At 59.6% G+C, this 23,679-nt stretch carries 17 protein-coding genes; 10 read left to right on the forward strand and 7 right to left on the reverse strand.

The features are described 5' to 3' along the window. Positions 1-32: 32 nt before the first annotated feature. The 4 genes from flgF to HKD31_RS09335 all read right to left on the reverse strand — a co-directional run bounded on the left by flgF (position 33) and on the right by HKD31_RS09335 (position 4,408). Positions 33-773, reverse strand: coding sequence for a flagellar basal-body rod protein FlgF (gene flgF / locus HKD31_RS09320; RefSeq protein ID WP_041111478.1), 741 nt, complete (start codon positions 771-773; stop codon positions 33-35). A gap of 82 nt (positions 774-855) precedes the next feature. After that, the gene (locus tag HKD31_RS09325; protein WP_194264843.1) at positions 856-2,037 is read right to left on the reverse strand and encodes a GNAT family N-acetyltransferase; all 1,182 of its coding nucleotides are present in this window, start codon (positions 2,035-2,037) and stop codon (positions 856-858) included. A gap of 25 nt (positions 2,038-2,062) precedes the next feature. Then, entirely contained in the window at positions 2,063-2,530 is a 468-nt protein-coding gene (locus HKD31_RS09330) for a RidA family protein (protein ID WP_062496420.1), read from the reverse strand. Between the two features lie 99 nt (positions 2,531-2,629). Next, positions 2,630-4,408 (reverse strand): chloride channel protein, encoded by a 1,779-nt coding sequence (locus HKD31_RS09335; RefSeq protein ID WP_062496418.1) that lies wholly within the window; start codon positions 4,406-4,408, stop codon positions 2,630-2,632. A gap of 167 nt (positions 4,409-4,575) precedes the next feature. Here HKD31_RS09335 and HKD31_RS09340 point away from each other — a divergent pair, with 167 nt between their 5' ends. The 3 genes from HKD31_RS09340 to HKD31_RS09350 all read left to right on the forward strand — a co-directional run bounded on the left by HKD31_RS09340 (position 4,576) and on the right by HKD31_RS09350 (position 8,866). Then, a complete protein-coding gene (locus tag HKD31_RS09340) occupies positions 4,576-5,343 on the forward strand; it encodes an alpha/beta fold hydrolase (RefSeq protein ID WP_194264844.1) in 768 nt (255 codons plus the stop codon). Positions 5,344-5,564: 221 nt separating this feature from the next. Further along, the gene (locus HKD31_RS09345; protein WP_194264845.1) at positions 5,565-6,293 is read left to right on the forward strand and encodes a hypothetical protein; all 729 of its coding nucleotides are present in this window, start codon (positions 5,565-5,567) and stop codon (positions 6,291-6,293) included. A gap of 209 nt (positions 6,294-6,502) precedes the next feature. Then, the gene (locus HKD31_RS09350) at positions 6,503-8,866 is read left to right on the forward strand and encodes a putative bifunctional diguanylate cyclase/phosphodiesterase (protein WP_194264846.1); all 2,364 of its coding nucleotides are present in this window, start codon (positions 6,503-6,505) and stop codon (positions 8,864-8,866) included. 15 nt (positions 8,867-8,881) lie between these two features. Here HKD31_RS09350 and HKD31_RS09355 read toward each other — a convergent pair whose 3' ends face one another. Further along, positions 8,882-9,532 carry a DNA-3-methyladenine glycosylase family protein gene (locus tag HKD31_RS09355; RefSeq protein ID WP_370543917.1) on the reverse strand — a complete coding sequence of 217 codons (651 nt, stop codon included), beginning with the start codon at positions 9,530-9,532 and terminating at the stop codon, positions 8,882-8,884. Between the two features lie 237 nt (positions 9,533-9,769). Between HKD31_RS09355 and HKD31_RS09360 the strand changes: the two genes are divergently transcribed. The 7 genes from HKD31_RS09360 to HKD31_RS09390 all read left to right on the forward strand — a co-directional run bounded on the left by HKD31_RS09360 (position 9,770) and on the right by HKD31_RS09390 (position 18,924). Continuing rightward, a complete protein-coding gene (locus HKD31_RS09360; RefSeq protein ID WP_062446193.1) occupies positions 9,770-10,888 on the forward strand; it encodes an energy transducer TonB in 1,119 nt (372 codons plus the stop codon). A 77-nt stretch (positions 10,889-10,965) separates the two neighbouring features. Then, complete coding sequence (locus tag HKD31_RS09365) at positions 10,966-11,901, forward strand: hypothetical protein (protein WP_194264848.1); 936 nt, start codon at positions 10,966-10,968, stop codon at positions 11,899-11,901. A gap of 267 nt (positions 11,902-12,168) precedes the next feature. After that, positions 12,169-12,891 (forward strand): hypothetical protein, encoded by a 723-nt coding sequence (locus tag HKD31_RS09370; protein WP_228120438.1) that lies wholly within the window; start codon positions 12,169-12,171, stop codon positions 12,889-12,891. Between the two features lie 152 nt (positions 12,892-13,043). Further along, entirely contained in the window at positions 13,044-13,976 is a 933-nt protein-coding gene (locus HKD31_RS09375; RefSeq protein ID WP_062496406.1) for a ribose-phosphate pyrophosphokinase, read from the forward strand. 50 nt (positions 13,977-14,026) lie between these two features. After that, positions 14,027-14,686, forward strand: a complete 660-nt coding sequence (locus HKD31_RS09380; protein ID WP_194264850.1) for a histidine phosphatase family protein — start codon at positions 14,027-14,029, stop codon at positions 14,684-14,686. Further along, positions 14,676-16,580 carry a glycosyltransferase family 2 protein gene (locus HKD31_RS09385; RefSeq protein ID WP_194264851.1) on the forward strand — a complete coding sequence of 635 codons (1,905 nt, stop codon included), beginning with the start codon at positions 14,676-14,678 and terminating at the stop codon, positions 16,578-16,580. Before HKD31_RS09380 ends, HKD31_RS09385 begins: the two co-directional genes overlap by 11 nt. Positions 16,581-16,983: 403 nt before the next feature. Next, positions 16,984-18,924, forward strand: coding sequence for a M61 family metallopeptidase (locus tag HKD31_RS09390; RefSeq protein WP_194264852.1), 1,941 nt, complete (start codon positions 16,984-16,986; stop codon positions 18,922-18,924). A gap of 127 nt (positions 18,925-19,051) precedes the next feature. Here HKD31_RS09390 and HKD31_RS09395 read toward each other — a convergent pair whose 3' ends face one another. Together HKD31_RS09395 and HKD31_RS09400 are read right to left on the reverse strand one after the other, a co-directional pair. After that, positions 19,052-20,572, reverse strand: coding sequence for an efflux transporter outer membrane subunit (locus HKD31_RS09395; RefSeq protein ID WP_228120439.1), 1,521 nt, complete (start codon positions 20,570-20,572; stop codon positions 19,052-19,054). After that, positions 20,569-23,679, reverse strand: coding sequence for an efflux RND transporter permease subunit (locus HKD31_RS09400; RefSeq protein ID WP_194264853.1), 3,111 nt, complete (start codon positions 23,677-23,679; stop codon positions 20,569-20,571). The genes HKD31_RS09395 and HKD31_RS09400 overlap by 4 nt, the downstream gene beginning before the upstream one ends.

Here is a 23,679-nt window from a genome sequence, read left to right on the forward strand (position 1 = left end):
AGCGTTATCCTTGTCCCGTAAGGGTCGGTAAATCAGGCCGAGACCTGAACGATCTTGTCGATGGCGTTTTTCTGGCGCGTTGCTTCGGCGTCCACGAACTGCGCCATGAAGTCGAAGTTCCGCTGGATTTCCATCATCTGCGTGACTTCGGTCATCATCTGGACGTTGCTGCCTTCCACCATGCCCTGCACGATGTTGGGCCGCTCGACAGCGGTGGTCGGCTGGTCGGAACGCAGCAGCCTGCTGCCTTCGGCCTGGAGCCTGTTGTTATCCTGCGCCGTCACGATCCCGATCTGGCCCTGCTCGCCCGTTTCAGTCGAGATCACGCCATCTGCGGAAATGGTGATACGATGGTCGGTCTGGGGCAGTTCGATCGGCTGTCCGTCACGATCCAGCAGGGCATTTCCGTTTTCATCGACAATGGCGCCATCCTGCTGTTCCTCGAAACGACCGGCCCGTGTCAGACGGACGCCATTGGCAGTGCGCACCTGAAAATAGCCCTCGCCACCCAGTGCGAGATCAAGGGGATTGCCGGTCGACTGCATGTCGCCCTGCTGGAAGTCCCGATATGTCGCACGGTCCTGCGTATAGGATTCCGTATCCGCACCTTCGGCCTGTTTTGAGCCGTGCTGGTGGGACAGGAAGTCACTGAAGAGGACATTTTCGCGTTTGTAGCCCACAGTCGAGGCGTTCGACATATTAGCCGCGACCACGGACATGGCGCGCTGCTGGGCATCCATGCGCGAAAGCGCGATATAGGTACTGTTCTCCATGGGCTTTACAGGCTCCGGTCAATCCCGATTTCGGAGCACAGCGTAGCGGCAAAAAGCTTTCCCAATCGTTAAACGAACGGTCTTAACTCGACTCGTCGTGACGATATGGTGAAAGAGTCAGCAGTTCCGCCGCCTCTGCCTGCATGGCGGTCCGCTCGTCGTCCACAAAGGCTGCGACAGCCTGACGCAGGCCAGGATCGAGAATGGCATGGGCGGAATGGGTGAAGGTCGGGAGGTAGCCGCGCTGGATCTTGTGTTCGCCCTGCGCCCCGGCTTCGACACGGGACAGGCCGTGCGCGATGGCAAATTCGATCGCACGATAGTAACACAGCTCGAAATGCAGGAAGGGCCAGTCCCCTTCGCAGCCCCAGTTGCGGCCGAACAGCGCGTTCGTGCCCATGAGATTCAGGGCCCCGGCAACCGCTTTTCCATCATGATGGGCCATCATCAGGACCACACGGTCTCCGAGCCGTTCGGACAGCATGGGAAAGAAGCGCTCGGTCAGATAGGCGCTGCCCCATTTCCGGTCGATCGTGGACTGATAGAAGCGGTAGAACGCTTTCCAGTCCTCCGGGGTGATCTGGTCTCCACGGAGCGTGCTGAAGGTCAGACCGCAGGATTGCGCGGCGCTGCGTTCCTTGCGGATGGATTTGCGCTTGCGGGAGGCTAAAGCGCCCAGAAAATCATCGAACGTGGCGTAACCGTTGTTCTGCCAGTGATACTGGATGCCCGTGCGCAGCAGGTAACCCGCTTCGGTAAAGGCCTCCATCGAAGCCGCATCGCAGAAATTGGCGTGCAGGGAGGACAGGCCGAGCTGCGCCGTGGCCTGAATGAGGGCGGAGGCCAGAGCCTGCGCCACGCCTTTCGGATCGGGCAGATCAGGCCGCAGCAGCAGCCGTGGGCCGGGAACCGGCGAGAACGGGACGGCGCAGACGAATTTCGGATAATAGCGACCGCCCGCAGCTTCGTAAGCGCGGGCCCAGCTCTGGTCGAAGACATACTCGCCCCAGGAATGGGACTTTCCGTAAAGCGGAGCGAGAGCCGCAATTGTTCCGTCCGGCGCCCGCAGCACGGCATGGCGCACCAGCCAGCCGGTACGGTCCGCGACGGAACCGCTGTCCTCAAGAGCGGACAGGAAGCCGAAAGAAACGAACGGATTATCCGCGCCCGCGCAGGTGTCCCAGGCGTCGGCCCCGATCTCGTGGATCGAGGCGTGGAGGCTCAGGCTCCAGTCAGGGGACGGGACGGTCTCCGGTTCTCCCATTCGGTCTCTCCCATCCCCAGGGTGATCAGACGATTTCGAACAGCGCCTCGACTTCAACCGGGGCGTTCACGGGCAGGCTCGGCACACCGATGGTGGAGCGGGCGTGACGGCCGGCATCACCAAAAACCTCGACGGCCAGATCGGACGCGCCGTTCATGACGGTGGCCTGATCGGTGAACTCGGGCGTGCAGGCAATGAAGCCGCCCAGACGGACAACGCGGGTAATGCGGGAAAGATCACCGTCCAGCGCCGCCTTGGCCTGGGCCAGAACATTGATCAGGCAGGCGCGGGCACAGGCCACACCGGCATGGACCGAAACCTCGTCCCCGAGCTTGCCGGTGATCAGCAGCTTGCCATCCACCAGCGGAAGCTGGCCGGAGACGATGAGCTGGTTTCCGGTACGGACGGTCGTGACGTAGTTCGCAACCGGAGCGGCTGCGACCGGCAGCGTGATCTCAAGGTCGGCGAGGCGGGATTCGGGGGTTGCGGTCATGGCAGGTCTCCGGTTGGGGCGCCCGAAGCGGGCATCTGATGGGACCGCATGTTGAAACGGGAACGCCGTAATGCCAAGGGGCAAGACCGCATCGGCGGATCAGGTCGGGAGGCTTTCGTCCCCCGCCAGACTCCGGCGGCTGCGTTCGAGTTCCTCGGCATAGCGGCGCAGGGCGTGCTGTTCGGTCAGGGTTCCGATTACCTGCCGGGACTGTGGGTCCTCGACCACGACCAGCGCGTCGGCCTCGGCTTTTTCGAACAGTTCGATCGCCTCGCGGATGTTCATCTGTGGCGTGAGCATAGCGTTGCGGAACAGCGCCAGCGTTGCGATCGGCATCTGCGAAGCCGGAACGGCGTGCAGCTCCGCCAGATGAACGATGCCATCATAATACCCCTCGCCATCAAGCAGGACAATCCGCTGGGCCGAGCCGAGCGGGAACAGGGCCTGCGCGCGGTTTACAGGCGTTTCCGCCGGGAGTGTGCGGACCTGTCCGCGCATCATCCGGCGCACATTGAGCGATCGCATCCAGCCGATATCGACGGCGGAGCGGATCGACTCACCGCGCAGATGGAAGCGCCAGGTCGCGAAGCTGTAGCCGAACAGCCGCCGCACGGTCAGGAGCGACAGCACCGCAGCCACAAGTGTCGCGCCGCTCATGGACACGCTGCCGGTCAGTTCCAGCATCAGGCAGATCATGGTCATGGGGCTGCCGATCACGGCGACAGCCATCGCGCTCATGCCGACCAGCGCACAGGCCGTGACGGAATCCGGCGCAACACCCAGCGGTTCCAGAAGCGTGCCGTAGATCGTGCCCGCCAGAGACCCAAGATAGAGCGATGCGAAGAACAGACCCCCGCGAAACCCGGACCCGATACACAGGCAGGACGCCAGAGCCTTCAGGAGTAGCAGGACAACGGCCATCTGCGCGGTGACGTTTCCGGCGAAAACAGCGCGCATGGCTTCGTGCCCGGCGGACAGGACGGACGGATGCAGCGTCGCCAGCCCACCCACGATCAGCCCGCCAACCGCAGGCCGCAGCCAGACAGGTCCGGGCATCTTACGGAACAGCGCCTCGGTCTGGGTGACGCAGAACATCAGGCCGATCGCCGTCAGGGCTGTCAGCACACTGATGATGACCGCCCCGGCCGTCCCTTCCCAGGACAGAGTGCCCGGAGATGGAATGACGATCCCCGGCGGCACACTCCCGAGCGAGCGTGTCACGCCTACACCCGCAAGCGCGGCAACCGCCACAGGAGATAGGCTCCCCAGAGAATAGGAACCGATCACCAGCTCGAACGCATAGAACGCGCCGGCCACGGGGGCATCGAATGCCGCCCCGATCGCAGCGCCTGCTCCAGCCCCCACCAGCACGCGCAGATCCTCTCGCCGCACCCGGAAGGAGCGCCCGATGCGGGAGCCGAAAGCCGCGGCAATCTGGGTAAATCCGGCTTCAAGCCCGATGGAGCCGCCCACCCCGTTGGACAGAATCGTCTGACAGACAATGACCAGACTGTCCCGCACCGACATGCGGCCGCCATGTAGCGCGTTGGCTTCAATGGGATCCACGGGACTGCGGGGCATGATTTTCGCGACCATGACGCCGAACAGCCCGATCGCCAGGCCGCCGCCGGTCAGCACGGCTACCGTTCGAAGCGGTGGCAGGGCGGTCAGGCCGGACAGATGGCCGCCGGAGACTCCCGAGACCCCGAACAGCATCCTGTGCATGAAGAACGTGAGATGGGTCATGACGACCACGCACAGACCCGACAGAACCCCGACACATCCCGCCAGAACGCTCAGCCAGATCTCATTTCCACGCACCAGGGTTCGCAGATTCGACGGCGCATGGGGAAACAGACGCGCCTGAAAGCGGTTCATCCGTTGACGCAGGACGCGGGACCTGTCCTGAAAACGGCCGGAAGAGCCGTCAGGAGATGCGGGCGAAGGGGCGGGACTGGTGGACAAGCGAGCTCCCGAGCGGCAGGTGTGATCCTGTTTGACGGCAAGCGCGTCGCTGATCAACAGCTGTCATGGAAGGATCATTGATGAAACTGCATGTCATCGAACGTGGCGAAGGCCCGGAAACGGTCGTCTTCCTGCACGGGCTGTTCGGACGGGCCCGGAACCTCGGCTTCCTCCAGCGCGGCGCGGCTGCCGATTTCCGGACCCTTGCGCTGGATCTGCGCAATCATGGCCTCAGCCCGCATGGCCCCGTCAGCTATGCACTCATGGCGCAGGACGTTCTGGAAACGCTGGATGATCTGGGGATCGAGCGTTTTGCCGTCGTGGGTCACTCCATGGGCGGGAAGGTCGGGATGATGCTCGCCCTGGCAGCCCCCGAGCGCGTCACGAAACTGCTCGTCGCGGATATCGCACCGGCCCGGACGGGGCATGGACATGGCGAGATGATCGCCCGGCTGGGTGCCATCACATTTCCCGCATCGCTCGAACGGCAGGAAGGACTGGATCTTCTGGAACCCGTGGCAGGCAGCCGACCCGTTGCCGAACTCCTGCTGCAGAACATCCGGCTCGGCGATTCGCCGGGGTGGAGCATCGGTTTTGACGATCTCGCCCGTGATATTCACGAAATCGAAAACTGGCCCGATCTGCAGATTGCGCCCTACGAAGGGTCTGTTCTTTTCCTGCGTGGCGGGGCGTCCCCCTATGTCCGCCCCGAGCATCACGATCAGATCCGGGCTCTTTTCCCCCATGCGCTGATCCACTCCCTGCCCGACGCCGGACATTGGCTGCATGCTGAACAGCCGCGCCCATTCCTCAGGGAAATGATGGAATTCCTGCGCACGCCGACCTGAGACAGGACGTTACGACATCAAACCGGATAACAGGATGGCAGTTTTGCGGGAATTATTTTGTTTCGATTAAGCAACATAAATAAAATCTAATATATTAATTTTTTGCTATTTTAATAAAACTCAATTAAAATTAAAGTAAAAAACTTACTTTTCTGAAAAATTAACGACTAAAACATCAAAGCCGGAACGGCGCATGCAATAACTTCATCAGGATTACGCGGATGTACGCTCTACTGTTCTCCGAGCCTTTGGTAAATCGTGCCGAAATGCGTGTCTTTACACGGGAGAAAATCTATTCTTCCGCGCTGGCCCGGGGCGCGGCCCATGGCGATAAAGAGACTATTCGGGCCATGATGATCGGATGGTGGCCTTTTATTCAGGCTTTTGAGCGCGCTATTGACGTGCGCGTCGGTCATCTTCCCATCAAGCCGCTCGTCCAGCGTTTCGGTCAGACCCGGATCAAGACGTTCTTTTCAGAAGCCCGCGAAGCTGTCCGGGAAATGAAGGAAGAGGAAGGCTCGCACGCCATCCTGTGGGCTGATGGCGCAAAGGAATTCGGCCTCGACCTGTTCGGCACCCATTACGACACGCTTCCCACCGTCCAGAAGCTGATCGCCAATGCCGACAGTGAAGATCCCGTGATCTTCTTCTCCTGGCTGGCCGCCGTGGAGTACATCGCCGAAGAACTGGCCGCCTATCTCTGCCATGCGCCGAAATTCACCAGCCTGTTCGCCAAGAAGCACTGGACCTGGGGTCTGGCCCATGACGAGCATGAGCATGACGGACCGTCCCATCTGGAAATCGACGAGGATCTGGCCCGCGCCTACTACCCGTCCAACGATCCGGACATCACGCGCGCAGCCCTGACCGCCAACATGCGCGAATGCATTGAAATGTTTGAAAAAGCGAGCTTCGAGATTTACGCCACGACGCCTGAAATGGCTCATTAACGAAATCTTAAGCCCTTATCGGCTATCTCCGTGCCCGGTGTGCCATAACCGAAGTGCGGAGATGTTGCCATCGACAGATTCGTCCGCCGCAAAGAAAAACTTCATAAATCCCTGTCATCGTGGCACCCTCCTCCTCTATTGGGAAGGTTCATGATGCTCCTGCCTGTCTCATTGGATCTTGCTGTCTCGTCCCGGTCAGGCGCAGCACAATGACCACCCTGCTGACTCTGATGAAACAGGTGCGGCTTGCCCGGCTTTTCTCTTTCCGGACAGAAATTCCGGAGGGAGCGGAAGAAGATATCCGACTGTCACGCTGCCGGGTTCTGCGAGGGCTGAACTTCTTTCATTTCGTCCCCCAGATCAGCTGCGGCCCTATCGCCGGCCTCTGCCTGATGCGGAACTACCCGACCTACGGCATGATCCTCTGCGGGGCCGTCCTGTTCCTGCTGGTGGTCTACAATATCTGCTTCTATGCGATCCCCACCGAGAAGCTGGTCGATACCAGGCAGTCCTGGATTCTCAAGGGGCTCAATTTCGCATTCGCGCTCTGCTGGATCACGCTTCCGCCCGTCGTATTTCCCTATGGCGACGCCAATGACAGGGTTCTGGTCGCCGGCATCATGGTTGGCCTGACGGCGACGACCATCACGCTGATGCCCCTGGCCGGCATGGGGGAGATCATTGCGCTCATGCTGGTCCTGTCCTGCTGCACCGCCCTGTTACAGTCATGGGAAATCGATCACAGCTCGTTCTATTTCTATATCGCCCTCGAACTGGGGATCTACCTGTTCTTTGTCCTGTCCCTGACCATGGCGGTCCGGACCCTGTTCGCGGCGTTTCTGGTCAGCCGGTATTCGCTGGAGCAGCGGAACAGCATCGTCCAGCTCCTGCTGCGGAATGCGGATGATGATACCGGCGACTGGCTGTGGGAGACCTGCGCGTCCGGGACCCTGCACAATGTCTCGGCCAGCCTGGCCTCCGCGTTCGGCAACAGCCGGGAATGGCTGGAAAACCGGAACTTCTTTGACATCCTGTCCGATCTGGCGGGCCCGTCAGCTTTCGACGGCGACGAACGGACAGGCCTGGGCCGTCTGCGACAATGCCTCGACAACCGCATCTTTTTCCGGGACATCGTGGTGTCGGGGACTCTCCATGGCCAGCAGCGCTTCTGGTCGCTGAGTGGCCGCCCCATTTTCCAGGACCGGAATTTCATCGGATATCGCGGCGTCGGAACGGACGTGACCCAGACGTACTGGGCCCAGGAAAGCGCCTCTTTCCGGGCAAGGCATGATCTGCTGACCGGTCTGCCCAATCGCGGCGCCTTCCTCGATGACATGGAAACCTATCTCATCGAGGCCGAACGCACGGGGGAAGCCTTCGCGCTACTCAATCTCGATCTGGATGGCTTCAAGCAGATCAACGACCGGTATGGCCACTCCGCGGGCGACGAGATGCTCCGGAAAGTCACGGTCGTGCTGAGCCGGACGCTCAGCGAGCGCCACAGGCTCTACCGGTTTGGCGGCGACGAGTTCATGTTGCTGGAACGTCAGACAACACCAGCCCAGGCGGCCACTACGGCCACGGGACTGATCCACGCGCTGACGAATGTTCCCATCCGCATCGGGGAAGGCGTGCGCTGCGCAGTCGGGCTCAGTGTGGGAATCGTTCTGTCTATCGGCGGTTCGGAACGGGTGGGAAGCCTGCTGGAGGCCAGCGACCTTGCGCTCTACGAAGCCAAGAGTCTGGGCGGCCACACGCACCGTTTCTACAATCCCGAACTGCGCACCGTGGCCAAGCGCAACCGCGACCTGATCCGTGCGCTCCCCGAGGCACTGGATGAGGGGACGCTGGGCATTGTCTACCAGCCTTTCTTCAACACGCAGAGCCAGAAACTCTGTGGATTCGAGGCGCTGATTCGCTGGTCCCATCCCGAATATGGCCGTGTCCCGCCCGAACGGATCATCCAGCTCGCGGAAGAAGCCGGGCTGATTCATCGCCTTGGCGTCTACGTCATGGAGAAAGCCTGCGTCTTTGCCCGCGAATGGGATGAGGGGCTGGTGCTATCGATCAATGTTTCGGTCGGCCAGCTCGAGGCCCCGGCTTTCCTGAAGGATACGTTTCGGGTTCTTGAAAAGACCGGATTCCCGCCCCGCTGCCTTCAGATCGAGATGACCGAAAACATCTTCATGGAGCCGGATGCCGCAACATTCACCCTGCTGAGCCGCCTTCAGAACGCCGGGATTTCCATCGCGCTCGATGATTTCGGCAAGGGGTTCTCGTCGCTCGGATATCTGCGGTTCTTCCCGTTCTCGAAAATCAAGCTGGATGGTCTTTTCGTCAGGGACATGCTGCGCGAATCCCGTGCGGCTTCCATCGTGCGCGCCGTGGTCGATCTGTCCATCGATCTGGGCGTGGCGGTCACGGCGGAAGGGGTGGAAAGCCAGGAACAGCTGTCCTATCTCAGGCGCCTCGGCTGCACGGAAGTCCAGGGATATCTGCTGTCACGCCCGCTCTCCCCGGAAGATACCAAGCAGTTCATGGCCACGACCCCGGCCATGATGGAATCCTCGTAACCCCGAAGGCGGGACTTACGAGGTCAGCGGATTAGGCGCTGTTTTCTTCCCTTCCTCGGCCACACGCCAGCAATACCAGGCCAGCGTCGAGCGATGGGGGGCGAAACGTTCCGTTTCCTCTTTCAGCGCTTTCGGTTTGGGGGGCAGGTCCATTTTCCGGATGCGTCTCCACCCTTCCCGCACGCCGAAATCATCGACCGGCATCACGTCGGGCCGGTTGAGCGTGAACATCAGGAGCATCTCGACCGTCCATCGCCCGATGCCACGCAGGGTGACGAGACGCGCGATCAGCTCTTCATCCGTCATGACGGCTGCCTCGGCGCGACTGGGGACGAGACCATCCAGCCGGGCCTGCGCGAGGCCTTTCATGGCCAGAAGCTTGTTGCCCGAAAGACCGCAGGACCGCAGGCTTTCTTCGGAAAGGGACAGAATCCGCCCGGGCGTCGGAGGTGGTCCGTCAACGCTCTCCTGAGCACCCAGAAGACAGAGGCGGCCGAATATTTTCCGGGCCGCCGCGCCATGCAGCTGCTGCCCGGCGATGGCTCGCAGAAGCGCATCATAGGGTTCCTGCCCGTCATCCCCGCGCAGCGTGCATGGCCCGATACGGGCGATGACGGCTGCAAGATCGGGATCCGCGCCCAGAAACAGCGTGGCAGAATCAGCCATCAGGAGCATGCCTTTCCGGAAGTTAAGGTTTGCGTGACTCTTTGTGTCTTTCTTGGGTCTCGCATTACTGCCATGATACGCAAATACAGACGCCCACCCCCAGCCCCGGATAACCAGCCTGCCGGATGACAACCCCGACCGCCCTGGTGCAAAAGGTCTGGCGATGATGCGACGCCACCTTCTCTTCGCCGACCGGCTGTTTTCTGCCAGGTCCTTTCCAGACAGGCTGTGCCGCGTATGAGCGGAACGGTTACCGTCACGTCTGGAAAGCCGCAGAAGCGCGAACCCCAGCTCTTCGCCCCCTCGGCGCGGACCGCTCCTGCACGCCCGCAGCATGCCCCCGCCGGAACCCGGGAGCGGCTGAGGGATTACGTTCCGCCATCGGTTCCGGTCCGCCCGGTCCTGACGCCGATGATGCGGCCGCAGACCATCGTCGAGAACGGCCCGACGGTTCCGTTCATTTTCTCGGCGGGACTGCACGCGGCCGTCCTGGCGTTCCTCCTGATGCAGCATCACGGCATGCATGGCTCGCCGGCCGGGCAGGAAGAGCCGCAGGTCGAAATGGTCTTCGATACGCCGCCGTCGAAAAGCAGCATGCGTGGACCTCGCGCGCGGGACGAGGGCGGTGCTCCGCCTCCGCCTTCCGCACAGAGCCCGGAAGAGACACAGGAAAACCAGCAGCAGCCGCAGAAGGAACAGTCCACGCCCACGCCGGCCGTCCCGACCCCCGAGACGCCGTCCGCGCCTGACGTCCCGCAGGAACCCTCGGCTGAACTGCCCAAGACAGCGCCGACCCCGGCCCCCGTCACGCCGGGCGCGGCCCCGAGCCAGCGCAGCCAGCAGACATCGCCGCATGCCCATCGCTCGCAGCGTTCCGTCCGCTCCGACCGGAACAACCCGTTCGCGCATCCGATGGATCTGTCGTTCGGTGAGCAGCCCTCGCCCTATCGCCGCCGCCGTGGGCGTGCGTCCGGTTCCGGCGGCCCGATCGACATGTCCCTCGGCCCGCTCAGCATGAACGGCGCCATCAACGCGCCGTATCAGACCCGCACGAGCGTCAAGGGCGTCAGCGAGGATTACGGCGGGGAAATCGACCGCTGGATCCGGGCTCACATGTACTATCCGGAAGAAGCCGCCCGCGCCGGCGAGGACGGTCCGTCTTCGGTGCATGTCGTGCTGGACCGTTCGGGCCATGTGAAGTCTGTCCGGCTGATGAGCCAGTCCGGCTCGTATTCGCTGGATGCCGCGACGACCGGCATGTTCCAAGGCGCGCATCTGCCGCCGGTTCCGCCGGACATGAAGGGCGACCATTTCGACATCGACGTGACGATCAACTACATCCTGATCCGCCGCTAAGGAGGGCACGCGGCTTCGACAACGGAGCCGCAATCCCATACAGTCCACCGGGTCACTGCCCTGTTACCGGAGCCCCGATGCGCCGCCTCTGTCCTGTTCTGCTGCCTCTCTGCTTTCCCCTTGTCCTGGGGGGATGCTTCAGCCTTTCGCGGCCTTTCGCCGATCCCGGGCAGCAGGCCAGATATCTGACGGCGGCCAATCTGCCCCCGGCCCGGCTGGCCGTTCCAACGCCCGCGGAGTCCCTGCTGTCTGACGATGCCGCCGCGCTCTGGGCCCATGACATGGCGCAGGCGATGGTTGGCCAGTCCGTCCCGGCCATCGCACAGCCTCGCAAAAAGGGAGACTGGTGGCTGAAAATGAGCGCGGCCACACGGAACGGCGCCGTCGTGCCCCATTACGTCATCATGACACCGGAGGGAAAAATCCGGGCGGAAACGGATGGCCCTGCCGTGGATATGGCGGGATGGAGCGCTGGCGACAGGCTGGCACTTCAGGGCGCCGCGGTTCAGGAAGCTCCGCAACTGGCGAACCTGCTGACGGGCATCCAGGCCAACATGATGCAGCAGGACCCGCACAGCCTCATGAACCGGCCGGCAAAGATCTGCTTCAAGGGTGTCACCGGTGCCCCCGGAGACGGAAACATCGCCCTGGCCCGCGCCTTCTATGCGTCACTGCCGGACAAGACCAACACGGTGACAACGACTGAAAAGGGCGCGGATTTCATCGTTCGCGGAACGGTTGATCTCAAGACAGGCGCAGCAGGTAACACCGGACATCCAGTCGATCACATCGAGATCGCCTGGCATGTCCTGACACCGGATGGAAAGGAAGCCGGGGCCGCGACCCAGCTTCACGACATCGCCCCCCATTCACTGGACGGGGCCTGGGGCGATACCGCCGACATGGCTGCCGACGAAGCCGCAGAGGGCGTACGCACCATCGTCACCAACTATTCAGGCCGTAACCACGCCCCCCTGCCCGAAACAAAACCCGCACCGAAAAAAGCGGCCTGAGACTGGCAGAAACAGATTTCTACCGGCTAAATGTAACTCTTGGTATCGTTAAGTAATATTTCTTGTTATGGGACTCCGGCCTTTTTACCGGAGTTCCTGATGCGTCCCTCATGCCGTCTACTGCTTTCCAGTCTAGCCCTTTGCGCCGCTTCTGTGCCTGTCATGTCCGCCTTTGCGGACCCGGCACCTGTCATCGCCGTAAACCGTGAGATCGGCCTTTCGATGACAGGCACGTTCCGTAACAGCGTCAGCGGTTACAATTCCCATATGACGGAGCAGGACACATCCAGCCATTCCGGTTTCACCGAGGAATCCGCAAGCTCTTCGCGCTACCGCACCATTGGCTGGACCCCAGGATTTCAAGTTGATGCATCGATCATGTTCAATGCTTTCGGAATGGAGAACCTTTACGGTGCCCTGCATTTCTCGCTTGAAGATGGCCAGAGGAACTACAAGTCACGCTATCGCGCTTACTCAAACCTTTCTGCTCCGTATGGATTTTCGGCCGGTGGAAACGACAGTTCCAACGGCACCGACAATCGTGGAGAAATCGGCAAAGGTTTCCTCCTGCTCTCCAACAGTTTTCTCCTGACGCCTTTCATCCAAGGCGGGTATACCACCAGCAGCAGTAACGGCGATTTCGGATACGGATACGGACTTTACTTTGCCGGCGCAGGTTTGAAGACCGATTATGCCCTCACATCCCGCCTCGTCCTTCGTGGGCGCTTCGGATGGGCTGAGGTCCTCAATTCCGGTATCTCGTATAACAAACAACCCCGGCCCCTTTGGGAAGGTGGTCTCGGCGTGGATTGCCGCATGACCCGACGGCTTCATCTGACGGCAGGTGGCGATTATTCGTATATTTCCTATGGCCGCAACCGGAATGCCGAAACCAGCATGGGATTAGAGCATTCCTACTCCTATTCAGACATCTCCAGCGGCCTGACAAACGGTCTGAAGCTGCATGCCGGACTGGCCTGGCAATTCTGAGGTCACCAGAGGAAGTGTACCCGGTCGGCACGTCATGCAGACGCCGACCGACAGGTACGCATAAAGAATAAGTCTGGATGGATGACAGGGCGGCCCTGCACTGTTAGAAGGCCAGCAACTTCCCTGTCGGACACCGGACGAGGCCGTTTTTTATGAAGATCGTAGCCTGCAACAGTAACCTGCCGCTGGCCCGTGCGGTCGCACATGAACTGCGGATGCCGCTGTGCAAGACCGTGGTGAAACGTTTCGCCGATGGCGAAGTGTTCGTCGAGATCCAGGAAAACGTCCGCGGTGAGGACGTCTTCGTCGTGCAGAGCACCTGCATGCCGACCAACGACCATCTCATGGAACTGCTGGTCATGCTGGATGCGCTGCGCCGCGGGTCGGCCAAGCGTGTCACGGCTGTCATGCCGTATTTCGGCTATGCCCGGCAGGATCGTAAATCCGGCCCCCGCACACCAATCAGCGCCAAGCTGGTGGCGAACCTGCTGACGGAAGCCGGCGCCAACCGCATCCTGACGATGGACCTGCACGCCATGCAGATCCAGGGCTTCTTCGACATTCCGACCGACAATCTCTACGCCGCGCCACTCTTCGTGCGTGATCTGAAGACCCGCCTGCCGGACCGCGAACTCATCATCGTCTCGCCAGACGTCGGTGGTGTGGTCCGTGCCCGTCAGCTCGCGCAGCGCCTGAACGTGGACCTGGCGATCATTGACAAGCGTCGCGAACGTGCAGGCGTGTCGGAAGTCATGAATGTCATCGGCGACGTCGCCGGCCGCTACTGCGTGCTGGTAGACGACATCATCGACAGTGGCGGATCACTGTGCAACGCCGCCAACGCCCTCATGAGCCGTGGCGCGGAAGGCGTTGAAGCCTATGTCACTCACGGCGTTCTGACTGGTAATGCCTGCCAGCGCGTGAAAGACAGTCCGCTGAACATGCTGACGCTGACTGACAGTATTCCGGCAACCGAGGCCCTTCTCGAGACCCCGAACATCCGTCAGATCACCACAGCCAACCTGCTGGCCCGGGCCATGAGCGCCGTTGCCGATGAAAGCTCGGTCTCTTCTCTCTTCGACTGATTTTTTCACCGGCCCGTTTCACGGTCCAGCTTTCGTGAACGGACTTCCCCATGTCACAGATTGCCCCCAAACCCTACTGGTATCTCCGTCACGGTGAGACCGACTGGAACCGTCAGGGACTGGCGCAGGGAAGGACCGACATTCCGCTCAACGAAACCGGCCGACAACAAGCCTTACAGGCTGGCAGGATACTCGCCAGCCTTTTCGAAAATGGACAAAAGCCTTTCGCACGCATCGTGTCCTCTCCTCTGACACGCGCTTTCGTGACTGCAGAAACTGTTCAGAAAACAATTCAGGACTGCACTGGGATCGCCATACCTCTGCATGTGGATGATAATTTAAAGGAAGTCTGCTTCGGGATTCAGGAAGGCACCCCCATGGGGGACTGGTACAGACCTTGGATTGAAGACGGTCTTACTCCCGAAGATGCCGAAAGCTTTAGAGCATTGACAGACAGAGCCCGCCTGGCCGTCAATCATGCGTTGGAAAACCCCGATATTCCCCTGATTGTTGCACATGGTGCCCTGTTCAGGGGATTGCGACATGCAATGAATCTTCCGGTCGACATACGCCTTCCCAATGCAGTTCCAGTCGCGTTGAAATTCACGCGAACGGGTTGGCAGACCGAGATGCTGGACCCATCAATCCCCGCGACAAACTACACTCACACACATTCCAGAGACCCTCTTGAATATAAAAGTGAACAATGATCTTATGAAAGATATTATAGAGGAGAATAATGGAATGGAATTCTTCCATTTAAAAACCTTTCATGGGACCACTCTATTTTTCTGCTCAAAAGAGCGTACCTTAAAACATTCACATGAGAAGCAGGCGTCATATATCGACGTCGTTATTGCCCAATCCCCGAAAAATCCAGCTTTCTTCATTATTGCACCCGTCAATATCGGGGAGGACGTGGAAAAAATCCGTCCTGAAGAAAACATCCTTTTCAAGGACAGATTTTTCGTTTTTGAAACCGGCTTCCACAGCAATAACAAGCTGTCCCTACTTTCTCTTGAAGAAAAAAAGTTTTTTTCAGCGGACCCTTTTGGAAACCTTGCCTTTAATCGAGATGAAAGCCGGGATTGGGAGGTCTTTTCCTTGTTCCCGTATCAGACTGCATTAGACGAAAAATCCATAAAAATATTTGACGACATAAATCGGTTTATTTCAAATAAAAATAACATTGAAAAAACGATTCATGAAATAAGCCTGTCGAACAAAAATATCAGGGTTGAGCTTTTTAACCTGTTTTCTCGATCTCTGGACTCAACACGACGCAAAATTTTTTCCAAAGTTCTCACAAATGCCTTCTTAAATCTCCCTGATGAAAATTATTTCAATATCCTTGAAATAATCAACCATATCCCTCACGCAGAATGGGTCCACAGAGCACTTTTGGAACTGGCACAATGGAATGTGCGTAGAAACAGCTGTTTTATCAGAAAATCTGCACAAGAATTTGACTTCTTGGGATATGGACACATCAGAGATCGTGGAAACGGGATTTACTGGGGATCTGTAATCCTTGGTATTGCCCGGGAATCGATTAAAAGCAGAAAAGATATTGCGCTTCTGGCAACAGCCCGGGATGAAGGGATTTACTTCCTGGAGTGGATAGCACACCACCGCGTCATCGGAATAAAAGATTTCTTTATTTATACCAATGACAATACGGATGGTTCTGATGCCCTACTGAAAGTTCTTGCGGAAAATGGAGAAATTACCTGGATCAACAATACCGGGAACCATGTTCCGGGTATCAACATGCAATACAAAGCCTACAATCATGCTTTGACAACGCTTCCTGAAATTCTTGATTTCCGCTGGTGCGCGGTTGTCGATATCGACGAAGCCATTCTTCCATCAGAAGGAAGTAAAAATAGCATATTTCCCATTATTTCCGCCCGAGACGAGCAGGGCGTAGACTGCTTTTCTCTGAACTGGAGAGTGTATTATCCTAATAATCATTTGACATGGTCAAATGAATTGTCTGCAGAACGCTTCATAGAAGGCGACAAGCATCCCCTTGTTAAGTCCATTTTTAAAACGAATCTGTTTAACTATTCCTACGCACACCATCCGGAATGCTCATACTCTGGAAGAATATACGCGACCGTAGATGGAAATATTTATTCCCAGAATCAGACGACAAACGAAGATCTGAACTTTACGCAAACCCCGACGGAATGGGCTCATATCTGTCACTACCACCTGCGCTCCTTAGAAGAATATGTCTGGAAATTTTCTCGCGGAGAAAATGACGGCAAAGGGGTCATTAAAAACAAACATTTCAGATACAATAACCCTGCCATTTTTGCTTTATTCGCGCAGACTTTCAAAGTTGAAGGGACTTCTGCTGCTTCCCGACTTGCTGAAGATATCCGTGCAGAGATGCATCGTCTGTTAGGAATTCCTGGCGTCTCAGAGGCAATGCAGGACATTATTTCCAAATATCATAAAGCATCTGCAATTTTCGTTGAAGAAAGTCTTCAAACCATGTCGATTGATGACCGCATTGACTCGAACACCAAACAGACATGGGAAAATTTATGTTCGTCCTGGAGACAGGAAAGAACGCAAAAGGGAACTCATATTTAAGAAGAAATAGAGCCCGTTGCGCCTACATGTTTTTGAAAGCCATGTAGCACTGATATCTACAGTCTTATCTGCATATTCCAGCACAATAGACATCAAAATCCTTCCGGGTCTGGTGCTTCGGATGGCTTCAGAATAAACGAACAGGATATCCACTCCATGATCCCTTATCTTGCTCGTATTTTCTCGATTGGAGGTTATACGGTCCGAACCTTGGAAATGCGGACAATTAAGAGCATCCAGTTTTCTTGGTTTCGATCAGATTCTGTTCTTTGGAGAAAAGGCTTCATAGGGAACCAGCGGTCCGAGCCGGCAAATAAGACCAGTCTTTCAAGCTTCCCTCTTGTGAAGGTCCGCATGGCCGGTTAGGGCTTGAAGTAATTTGATTTACAAGCGGAATATCCTCATGTCCTCTCTGCGTCTTCTGGCCGCTCTGACGGCTTTCAGCGGTCTGGTCTCTCCTGCGCTTGCCCAGAGCCAGCCCATGCCGCTGCCCATGCCGGCTCCCATTCCGGAACCGCAGGACCGTCCTTTCCCGGGCAACCTGATGGTTTCGGTTGATGCGACCGATACTGTCCATCACGTCATGTCGATCCATGAAACGGTTCCGGTGCCGAAAGAGGCGCAGCAGAAGGGTGAGATGATCCTTCTGTATCCGATGTGGATCCCAGGCGACCATTCCCCGACGGGCGTGCTCGAACAGTTCGCCAGCCTGCACGTACAGAGCGGTGGCCGCACGCTGGACTGGAAGCGCGATACGGTCAACGTCGCCGCCTTCCACATCCCGGTCTCCAGCAGCACGCCGACTCTGGATCTGCATTTCCAGCTTCTGACACCGATTGCGCCAGGCCAGGGCCGGATGGTCATGACGCCGTCCATCGTCAACGTGCAGTGGGATCAGGTCTCGCTCTACCCGGCCGGATACTTCACCCGCGGCATTACGGTGCAGCCTTCCATACGCGTGCCCCATGGCTGGCAGATCGGCTCGGCCCTCCGCGCCGCCACCTATGGTGACGAAACGCATTTCAACGCCACGACCTACAACACGCTCGTGGATTCGCCGATCTATGCCGGGCGCTATTTCCGCAAATTCGACCTGACCGGCCCGGACCATGTTCCGGTCTCGCTGGATGTCGTGGCGGATGATCCGGATTCACTGGACGCCACGCCACAGCAGGTTGCCGCCCATCAGAACCTCGTGCGTCAGGCCACGTCCCTGTTCGGATCGCACCACTATGACCATTACGACTTCCTGCTCGCCCTGACGGAAGAACTTGGCGGCATTGGCCTCGAGCATCATCAGTCCAGCGAGAACAGCGCAGCTCCGGGCTATTTCACGGAATGGGACAAGACGTTCCCCACACGTGACCTGCTGGCCCACGAATACACCCATTCGTGGAACGGCAAGTATCGCCGTCCGGCTGATCTGTGGGCGCCGAACTTCAACACGCCACAGCGTGGCTCGATGCTCTGGGTCTATGAAGGGCAGACGCAGTACTGGGGCAATGTCCTCGCCGCGCGCTCGGGCCTGGTGACGAAGGATCAGGGCTTCGAAGCCCTGGCCTATATGGCGGCGTCCTATGACAACCAGACGGGCCGTCAGTGGCGCCCGCTGGAAGACACGACGAACGATCCGGTCATCGCCCAGCGCGCGCCGCTCTCATGGCGCGACTGGCAGCGTTCGGAGGACTATTACGTCGAAGGCCAGCTCGTCTGGCTGGATGCCGATACGCTGATCCGCAAGCTGTCAGACGGTCACAAGTCGCTGGATGATTTTGCCAAGGCCTTCTTCGGCACGAACAGCGGCAGCTTCGTTGTGAGCCCCTATCAGTTCGACGATGTGGTTGCGACGCTCAACAGCGTGCAGCCCTATGACTGGGCCAAATTCCTGCATGACCGTCTGGACACGATCCAGCTTCACGCTCCCCTCAACGGCCTGACCAATGGCGGATACAAGCTGGTCTACACGTCCAAGCCGACCTCCTTCATCAAGGCCAGCGAAGCCGCGCGCCACACCACGGACCTGTCCTTCTCCCTCGGCCTGACAGTGAATGGCGCGGGACATGTGGGACGTGAGCACTGGATGAGCCCGGCCTTCAAGGCAGGTGTGGTTCCGGGCATGACGATCCTGGCCGTCAACGACATGAGCTTCACGCCGCAGCGTCTGCTCCATGCCGTCACGGACGCGCAGAAGGACCCGAAGCAGGATATCCACCTGATCGTGAAGTCCGGCGACCATGTCAGCACGGTCTCCATCCCCTATCACGACGGTCTGCGTTACCCGCATCTGGAGCGCATCGAAGGCACGCCAGATCGGCTGAGCGCGATTTACGCACCGCGTCCGTAAGGGCGTGTTTTCCGGGGCTCTGCCCCGGAACCCCGCAAAGGGACTCAGTCCCTTTGATCCCGATTCCAACTAAGCGGTTTCCAAAGGCCCTCGGCCTTTGGCGGGTTTCAGGGCAGAGCCCTGAACATCACCAGGGAACCAACGACTTGCCGAGCGCCTTCTGAGCCGCTGGCGTCATGCCCATGTCATTGCGGTTCCACCAGCCGCCACCCAAAGCCTGAAACAGCCCCACGCTGTCGGAGAAACGCGCGCCTTCGGCCTGTACGTAAGCCAGACGGGCCTGCGCATTGGTCTGCTGGGCCTGAAGCATGACCAGTTCGCTGACATCGCCAAGACGAAGCTGCCCCTGGGCAATTTTCAGGCTCTGGGACGTTGCCTTCAGCGTATTCTCATTAGCCGTCAGGGCATCGGCGTCGAACGTGACGGCATGCAGACTGTCCGCCACGTCCTGGATCGCAGACAGGACCGTGGCCTTGTAGGTTTCATTGGCCTGAAGCAGGTTATCGCGCGCCTGACGCTCGGCATGGAGCAGCGAACCACCCTGGAAGATTGGCTGCATGACGGTCGCGGCGATCGTCCAGTTGCCATAACCAGGCTTGAAGAAATCACTCATGACCCCGACCGCCTGCGCCGGCGTGGCGCTGAGCTGCACGTTCGGCAGACGGTTGGCGATGGCCACGCCGATCTGCGCACTGGCAGACTGGATCTGGGCCTGCGCGGCGCGGATGTCAGGCCGCTGGTTCAGCAGGTCCGAGGGCAGCGAGACCGGCAGCGTCTTCGGCAGGGTGAACTGCTCAAGCCGGAACTCCGGCAGCGGAGAATTGGGCGTCACGCCAACCAGCACGGCCATCTGATCCCGCGTCTGGGCCAGTTGCAGGTTCAGACCCGGCAGCGTCGCCTCAAGCTGGGCCACGGATGCCAGCTGCTGGGCCATGTCCTGCCGCGACGCATTGCCGAGACCCTGCTCGGCCGTCACGGTTTTCAGCACGGCGCGCTGGCTGCGGATGAGCTCGTTCGTGGCGTCAATTTCGGCGCGGATCGTGGCTTCCTCGATCGTCGCATTCACGAGATCGGAAATCATGGTCAGCGCGGTCGCTTCAAGCTGGAACTTCTGCAGATCCGCCTGGGCCCCGGCCGCCTCGATCGCCCTGCGCGTGCCTCCCCACAGATCCGGCACATAGCCGATATTCAGCTGCGCGGTATGGACGTTGTACAGCCAGACATTGGCGTTCGGGATCGGCGAGTAGACGCGCGATGTCTTGTTGCGTGTCGGGTTGAACGAGGCGGAGAGCGTCGGATACAGCCCTGCGCCCTCGATCCGACGCTGTTCCCAAGCGGATTTCAGCCCCTGCTGCATGGCACGCAGGGACTGGTTGTTCGCCAGCGCCTGATCGACGAGCGCATTCAGGTTCGGATTGCCGAACACCGTCCACCACTGGCCCGGAATATCCAGACCCGCCCGGAACTGCTGCTGCACGGTCGCACCAACTACGCCATGCCCGGCCGTGACTGTCAGGGGCGCGCCCTGATAGGCCATGTTCTTCGGGAGATCCGGGCGATGGAAATCCGGGCCGACCGCGCACGCGGAAAGCGCCGTCAGGCCCAGCAGGACCGCAGCCCGGCGGAAAGAAACAGAGCGCAGCATCATGATCCGGATCCGTCTGCGGCAGGTTTCGGACGCTTCTTCGCATCCCGGCGTTCAACCCACATTTCAAGCTCGCTGAAATAGACCGGCAGAGCGAACAGCGTCAGCAGCGTGGCAATACCCAGACCACCGACCACGACCGTCGCCAGTCCCCGCTGCACATCCGTGCCCACACCTGTGGCGAGCGCTGCGGGGAACATGCCTGCTGTTGCGACCGTGGCGGTCATGAGGACCGGGCGGAAGCGTTCGGCCGCACCGGCGATGGTCGCATCGCGCACGCCCAGACCTTCAACACGATGACGGTTGATGCTGGCGATCATGATAATGCCGTTCTGCACCGCCACACCGAACAGCGCGATGAAGCCCACGGCGGTCGCAATATTCAGCGTCTCACCCCGGACATGCAGCGCAATCAGGCCACCCAGCGTTGCTAGCGGCACGACGCTGAGGATCAGCAGGGCCTGACGGATCTTGCGGAACTCGGCGAACAGCAGCACCAGCATGACGGCGAACATCACGCCCAGCGCAATCATCAGGCGCTTCTGCGCCCGTTCTTCCTGCTGGAAGGAGCCCGCCCATTCGAGCGTGTATTTTTCCTTGTCGTAATGCAGCTGCTGGTCGATGCGCCCCTGCGCATCCGCCAGATACTGCGAGAGCGGTCGCTTGCCGTTGTCCACGCGGATGGTGATCTGGCGATGGCTCATTTCATGGGCGATGTTGCTCTCGCCCATATGCAGCCCGACATGCGCAACCTGTGACAGCGGGATATAGGCTCCTTCCGCATCCAGAAGCGGAATCTGCGACAGGGCCTGCATATCCTGCAGATCCTTGCGGCGGATATGCAGCGTCGCGTTGTAGAAACGGTCGTCCACATAGACGGTCGTGATGGGCGCATCGCCGATGGCGTTCGACACCACATCGGAAATATCCGAGATGTTGATACCGTAACGGGCCGCGGCCAGACGGTCGGCCACCACGTCAATCTGCGGAATGCGCGGCTCCTGGAAGATCGACGCCTCGGCCGTTCCCGGAACCTGATGGAGAATGTCCACGATCTGCTGGCCGATACGGCGCAGTTCCTGGAAATCATTGCCATAGACGCGCAGGACGAGCGGGCTGTGCGCACCGCCGACCAGATCGCTCATATTATCCTGGATCGGCTGGCTGATGCCGAAATCGATCCCCGGAATCCTGGACAGACGGGCGCGCAGACGCTCGACGAACTGCGACTTCGTCTCGCCGGAGGGCCACTGGTCATAGGGCTTCAGCCCGACCGGCATTTCGATATGCGACGGCGTCCAGGGATCGGTGCCGTCATCCGAGCGGCCAAGCTGCGTGATGGCGTAGGATGTCTCGGGGAACTCACGAACGGCATGCCGCAGTTCGTTGGCAATGGACTCGCCTTTTTCCAGCGAAATCCCCGTCGGCATCTGCACCTGAAGCCAGAGCGACCCCTCGTCCAGATCCGGCAGGAACTCACGTCCGATCGTCGCGCCCAGGATCACGACTGCGACCATGGCCGCAACACCGGCACCATAGGCAATCAGCGGACGGTCAATGAAGTGCCCAAGCCAGTGCGTATAACGCGCATGCAGCCATTCCAGCGGACGGTTGTGCCAGATGTGCCTCGGCTTGTGCAGGGCCAGATAGGTCAGGGACGGAATGAGCGTCAGGGCGCAGAGCAGCGCACCGAGCAGCGCGAAACTGACGGTATAGGCCATCGGACGAAACAGCTTGCCCTCGCTGCCCTCGAAGGCGAAGAGCGGGCTGTAGGCCACGATGATGACGAGCGTGGACGAGAAGATCGCCCGCCCCGCGCGCTGGGCGACGGGCAGGACTTCAGACGGAACGAGCGCCTCGGTCGGGCGCTCCTCGCGGATGCGGAGGATCGTCTCGGTGATGACGATGGCACCATCCACAATCACGCCGAAATCGATGGCGCCGAGCGAAAACAGGTTCGCCGACATGCCGAAGCTGTGCATCAACACAAACACGACCGACAGCGCGAGCGGGATCGTCACGGCCGTGACGATGGCGCTGCGGGGACTGCCGAGGAACAGGGTCAGGATCACGCCGACAAGGAGGATGCCCTCGATCATCGTTTCCGTGACCTTGTGGGTCGTGGACAGGACCAGATGGTCACGGTCCATATACGGCACGATGCGAACATGGCTCGGCGCGAGCTGCTGCTGGAGCTTGGCCACCGTACTATGAAGCCCGTCGAGCACGAGCGAGGGGTTTTCCCCGCTCAGCATCGTCACCACGCCTTCGATGGTATCCGGATTCTTGTCCTTGCCCAGAATGCCCTGACGGACCTGATGCCCGAACTGGACCTGCCCCAGATCCCTGACGAAGACCGGCACGCCGCCGTGGCTGGCGACGACGATATTGCCCATGTCGTCCAGCGTATGGATCATGCCGATCCCGCGGATGATGTAGGACTGCTCACCCCGGCTGACACGGCCGCCGCCGGCATTGGCGTTGCTGTTGCGGATGGCTGTCAGCACGTCCTCAAGCCCAACGTGGTAGCGCATCAGGGAGGCCGGATCGAGAACGAGCTGGTACTCGCGCGTCAGGCCGCCGAAATTGTCCACACTGACGACGCCGGGCACATGCTGGATCGCCGGGATGATGGTCCAGCGCTGGAGATCGGACAGTTCCAGCAGGTTCTTGTCGTCGGATTCCAGCGTGTAGCGGTAGATCTCACCGCTCGGGCCGGAAATCGGACCAAGTGCCGGCATGGCGCCGTTGCTCAGCGGGTTGTTGGCAAGCTGCGTCTCGACGAGCTGGCGCGCCGCGTAGACATTCGTGCCCTCACGGAAGATCAGCGTGATGAGCGACAGGCCGAAGGTACTGGTGGAGCGGCTGTCCGTCACGCCCGGAACACTGGCCAGCGTCCGCTCGAGCGGGATCGTGACCTGCTGTTCCATTTCCTCGGCGGCCAGACCCTCCTGCTGCGTCGTGATCGACACGCTGACCGCACCCAGATCCGGATAGGCCTCGACCGGCAGGATCTTCCAGGAAAGACCACCGAGAAGCGCCAGGATCAGGGCGGAAAAGAAAACGATGTTCCGGTGATTGAAGCACCAGGAGATGAAACGTTCGATCAT

The sequence above is a fragment of the Gluconobacter potus genome (assembly GCF_015244705.1).
GTDB classification, from domain to species: Bacteria; Pseudomonadota; Alphaproteobacteria; order Acetobacterales; family Acetobacteraceae; genus Gluconobacter; species Gluconobacter potus.